At 71.9% G+C, this 4,666-nt stretch carries 3 protein-coding genes; all 3 read right to left on the minus strand.

All coding sequences use genetic code 11. The features are described 5' to 3' along the window. Positions 1–1,297 (minus strand): UDP-N-acetylmuramoyl-tripeptide--D-alanyl-D-alanine ligase (murF, locus tag AB0B61_RS57335; RefSeq protein WP_358450797.1); only part of this gene is annotated, 1,297 nt, incomplete at its 3' end. After that, positions 1,294–2,826, minus strand: a complete 1,533-nt coding sequence (locus AB0B61_RS57340) for a UDP-N-acetylmuramoyl-L-alanyl-D-glutamate--2,6-diaminopimelate ligase (protein ID WP_358450800.1) — start codon at positions 2,824–2,826, stop codon at positions 1,294–1,296. The genes murF and AB0B61_RS57340, both read right to left, overlap by 4 nt. A gap of 40 nt (positions 2,827–2,866) precedes the next feature. Beyond that, positions 2,867–4,666: penicillin-binding protein 2 (locus AB0B61_RS57345; protein ID WP_358450803.1), on the minus strand; the 1,800-nt coding region annotated here is incomplete at its 5' end.

The raw sequence follows: 4,666 nt of genomic DNA on the forward strand, positions 1-4,666 counted from the left end.
CCGCACCCGGCGGGAACGGCGGGCCTCCGGCGACCGGGAGCGGCGGGCCCGCGGCGGAAGCCGCCTGAGCGGCCGCGTAGGCGCCCTGAAGCACCGGCTGGGCGTCGGGCCCGGCGACGATGAGGCCCGCCAGTCCGGAACCGCCCGCCAGGCGGCCCAGCTCCTCGTTGAGCGCGGCGCTGTCCTCGCCCAGCTCGCGCAGGGCGGCGATCACGGCGAAGCGGCGGCGGCCGTTGCCGAGCACGCCGAACGCCTCGAACGCGGCCCGCATCGAGTCGGGGTTGGCGTTGTAGGCGTCGTTGACGATCGTGACCCCGTCGGGGCGGTCGGTGACCTCCATCCGCCACCGGCTGCGCGGCGTGGCCTCCGACAGCTCCGCGGCGATGGTGGCGACGGGCAGGCCGAGCTCGTAACCGGCCGCGGCGGCGGCAAGGGCGTTCTCCACGGCGTGCGCGCCGTACAGCTTGAGCCGGACCTGACCGGAGCCCGAAGGGGTGCGCAGCGTGAACGAGGCGCGCCCGCGCTCGTCGACGACGACGTCCTCGGCGCGGATCGCGGCGGCCTCGGAGCGGCCGAACAGCGTGACCCTGGCGTCGGTGCGCGAGGCCATCTCGAGGACCAGCGGGTCGTCGGCGTTGAGCACGGCCACGCCGGTCCGCGGCAGCGCCTCGACGAGCTCGCCCTTGGCCTTGGCGATGGCCTCCTTGCCGCCGAAGACGCCGATGTGGGCGGTGCCGACGTTCAGCACCACACCGATCCGCGGCGGCGCGATGCGGGCCAGGGCCTGGATGTGGCCGATGTTGCGGGCGCTGAGCTCCAGCACCAGGTAGCGGGTGTCGGCGTCGGCCCTGAGGACCGTCAGCGGGTGGCCGAGCTCGTTGTTGAACGAGCCGACGGGCGCGATGGTCGGCCCGATCCGCGCGGTCAGCCTGGCCAGGAGGTCCTTGGTGGAGGTCTTTCCGGCCGAGCCGGTCACGCCGATCACGGTGGCCTGGGGCAGCGCGGCGGCGTGGGCCGTGGCCAGGTCGGCCAGCGCGGCGGCGGCGTCGGGGACGATCACCGTGGGGGCCTCGACCGGCCTGGTGGCCAGCACGGCGACGGCGCCGGCCCGGATGGCCTGGGCGGCGTAGTCGTGGCCGTCGACCCGCGCGCCCTTCAGGGCGACGAACAGGGATCCCGGTTCTACGCCCCGTGAGTCGATCACGACGGGACCGCGCACCACGGCGCGAGGGTCGGCCATGCCCGACAGGGCGCCCGAGGTTATCTCGGCGATCCTGGCCAGAGGCAACGGGATCATGCGTGCTTCCTGCTTTCCTTGCGTGCGTCGATCGCTCCGGCGACCACTTCGCGATCGTCGAAGGGGATCACCTCACCTGAAACGTACTGGCCCTGCTCGTGACCCTTGCCTGCCACGACGATCACGTCGCCGCGCCCGGCCCGGCCGATCGCCAGGTCGATCGCGGACGCGCGGTCGGGCTCAATGATCACATGAGCGCGGTCATGCTGCGGAACGCGGAGCGCTCCTTCCATCATCGCGGCCAGAATGTCCAGAGGATCCTCGGAACGAGGATTGTCGCTCGTGAATATGGCCACATCGGCCAGCCTCGCCGCGGACTCGCCCATGACCGGCCGCTTGCCCGCGTCGCGCTCGCCGCCACAGCCGAGCACGACGACCAACCGGCCCGCGGTGACCTCGCGCAGCGAGCGCAGCACCGACTCGACCGCGGCGGGTTTGTGCGAGTAGTCGACGATCGCCTGGAACTCGTCGCCCGCCTCCGTGATGCGCTGCATGCGGCCGGGGACGCCGACCAGCGAGCCGACGCCGTGGACGGCGGTCTGCAGCGGCACTCCGGCCTCGACGAGCGTGACGATCGCGCCGAGCGCGTTGGCGACGTTGAACGGGCCGGGCAGCGAGATCTGCGCGTCGGCCTCGACGCCGCCAGGACCGGTCACGCGGAACGTGCTGCCGTCGGCGCCCAGCCGCACGTCGAGCGCCCGCCAGGCGGCTTCGGGCGCGCCCAGCGCGGAGAACGTGGTCATCGGCACCTTCGCCACCGACAGCAGCTCGCGGCCATAGGGGTCGTCGAGGTTCGTCACGCCCACCCGGGCCAGCTCGGGCTGGAAGAGCCGGGACTTGGCGGCGAAGTAGTCGTCGAAGTCCTTGTGGAAGTCGAGGTGGTCCTGCGACAGGTTGGTGAACAGGGCCACGTCGTAGTGGAGGCCGTCGACCCGGCCGAGCGCCAGGGCGTGGCTGGAGACCTCCATGGCCGCCGCGGTGACCCCCGTCTCGCGCATGAGCGCGAACAGGCCGTGCAGCTCGGTGGCCTCCGGGGTGGTCAGTCTGGGCTCGAAGCGCAGGTCGCCGGCGCGGATCTCGACGCCGCCCACCAGCCCTGTGGTGTGGCCCGCGGCCCGCAGGCCGGCTTCGAGCAGGAACGAGGTGGTGGACTTGCCGCTGGTGCCGGTGACGCCGAGCAGCTGGATGTCGTCGGCCGGCCGGCCGTAGACCCAGGAGGCGACCGGCCCCAGCACGGCTCGGACGTCGGGCACGACGAGCACGGGCAGGCCCGTTTCGGCGGCGGCCGCGCGGCCGCCGGGATCGGTGAGGACGGCCACGGCGCCGCGCGCCATGGCCTCGGCGGCGAAATCGGCGCCGTGGGACCGGTTGCCCGGCAAGGCCACGTAAAGATCTCCCTGCCGCACGTGGCGGGAGTCGATCGTGACACCGGTGAGCGGGGCGTACGGCGACCGCGACGTGCCGGAATCGGCGTCGAGCATGGTCGCCAGCCCGGTCAGCGGGCGGGGCGGACTGGTCGTTGGACGCATAGACGACGGGGGACGCACGGCCGCAGCGTACCTTCCCTGGTCACTGTCCCGCGCGCGTCCGCACCGTGGGTGCGGCCGCGCCGGTCGGCGGAATCTTCTCGCTCTTGATGGCGAACGTCATCACGTCCTTGAAAACAGGGGCCGCCACCTGGCCCCCGAAGTGGTCCTTCTTGGGATTCTGCAGCACGGACAGCACGACCAGCCGCGGCGCGTCGGCGGGGGCGAACCCCGCGAACGACGCCGTGTAGCCGTCGTAGCGGCCGAGCTGGGCGTCATAGCGGTTGGCGGTGCCGGTCTTGCCCGCCACCCGGTATCCCGGGATGGCGGCCAGCTCGCCGGTGCCCTCGGCGCTCACCGCGGTCTCCAGCATGGTGGTGATCTCCTTGGCGGTCTTGTCGCTGACCACCCTGGTCTGCTTACCAGGAGCGGACGGTACGAACCTGCCCGACTCATCCGTCGTGCCGGCGATGATCTGCGGCTCGACCTTGACCCCGCCGTTGGCGATGGTCTGGTAGACGCTGGCCATCTGCAGCGCGGTCACCGACACGCCCTGCCCGTAGGCGATCGTGCAGCTCTGGCTGCCCGACCAGTTCTTGTAGTTGGGCAGCAGGCCGGCCTCCGCGTTGGGCACGCCGCCGCCCGGCCGCGCGCCGAAGCCGAAGCTCTTCAGCATCTCGTAGAGGCGCTCGCTGCCGACCTTGCGCGCGGCCATGATGGTGGCGACGTTGCTGGACTCGGCCACGGCCTGGCGGTAGGTCATCGGCTCCGGCTTGTGCGGGTGCGCGTCGTGCAGCACCCGGTCCGCGCACCTGATGTTGTCCTTGACCTGGAAGACCGTGTCGGGCGAGACCACGCCGGCCTCCAGGGTGGCGGCGGCGGTGATCACCTTGTTGGTGCTGCCCGGCTCGAAGACCTCGGAGGCGGCCCGGTTGATGTACTGGGCCGGGGGGGCCTTGCGCCAGTTGTTCAGGTCGAGCTCGGGGGCGTTGGCCATGGCGATGATCTGCCCGTTGCGCACGTCCATGACGATGACCGTGCCACTGCTCGCCTCGGAGTCGGCCACCTGCTTGGCCACCGCCTGCTGGGCGGCCCACTGGATGTCGCGATCGATGGTCAGCCGTACGTCGCGGCCGTCGACCGGGACCGTACGCTGGCTGCTGGTCATGGGGATGCGCTGGCCGTCGCGCCCGGTCTCGACGCGCTGCTGGCCGTCGCGCCCCTTCAGCAGGGTGTCGCGCGCCTGCTCCATGCCGCCCAGCCCGCTCTGCTCGTCGCCGACGAACCCGATCAGGCTGCCCGCCAGGTCACCACCCGGGTAGACACGACGGTAGGTCTTCTTCGTGGTCATCGCGGGCACTTCCGCCTTGAGCAGGCGGCTGGCCACGAGCGGGTCGGCGTCCCTGGCCAGGAGCTGGTATTGGGTGTCCGTCTTGGCCAGCTTGGCGGCTATCTCTTCCTGGGGCCGGCCGAGCTGCGCGGCGAGCACGGCGGTGATCTTCGCCCGCACCGTGTCCTTGATCTTGCTGGGGTCGATGGCGATCTCGCGGGCCTCGACGGTGACGGCCAGCGCGTGGCCGTTGACGTCGGTGATGGACCCGCGCTTGGCCGGGATGTCCTCGGTCTGCGTGCGCTGGCCCACCGCGCGCGCCTCGTAGACCTTGGAGTCGAGGCCCTGCATCTGGATGAGCCGGCCGCCGAAGATCGACAGGATGAACGTCATGCCGATCAGGCCGATGTTGATGCGCCGGCGCGGGTTGCCCAGGCGCAGCACGGGCGACGGCTTGGGCGGGCGCGAGTGATCGTTCCTGCAGCAGCAGCAATCCTCATCTCGCTGGCCTCC

This window comes from Nonomuraea sp. NPDC049158 (assembly GCF_040648335.1).
In the GTDB taxonomy this organism is placed as follows: domain Bacteria; phylum Actinomycetota; class Actinomycetes; order Streptosporangiales; family Streptosporangiaceae; genus Nonomuraea.

Coding starts and splice junctions, on each gene's coding strand:
- AB0B61_RS57340 (WP_358450800.1), bottom strand. CDS start 2,826: ATGCGTCCAACGACCAGTCCGCCCCGCCCGCTGACCGGGCTGGCGACC.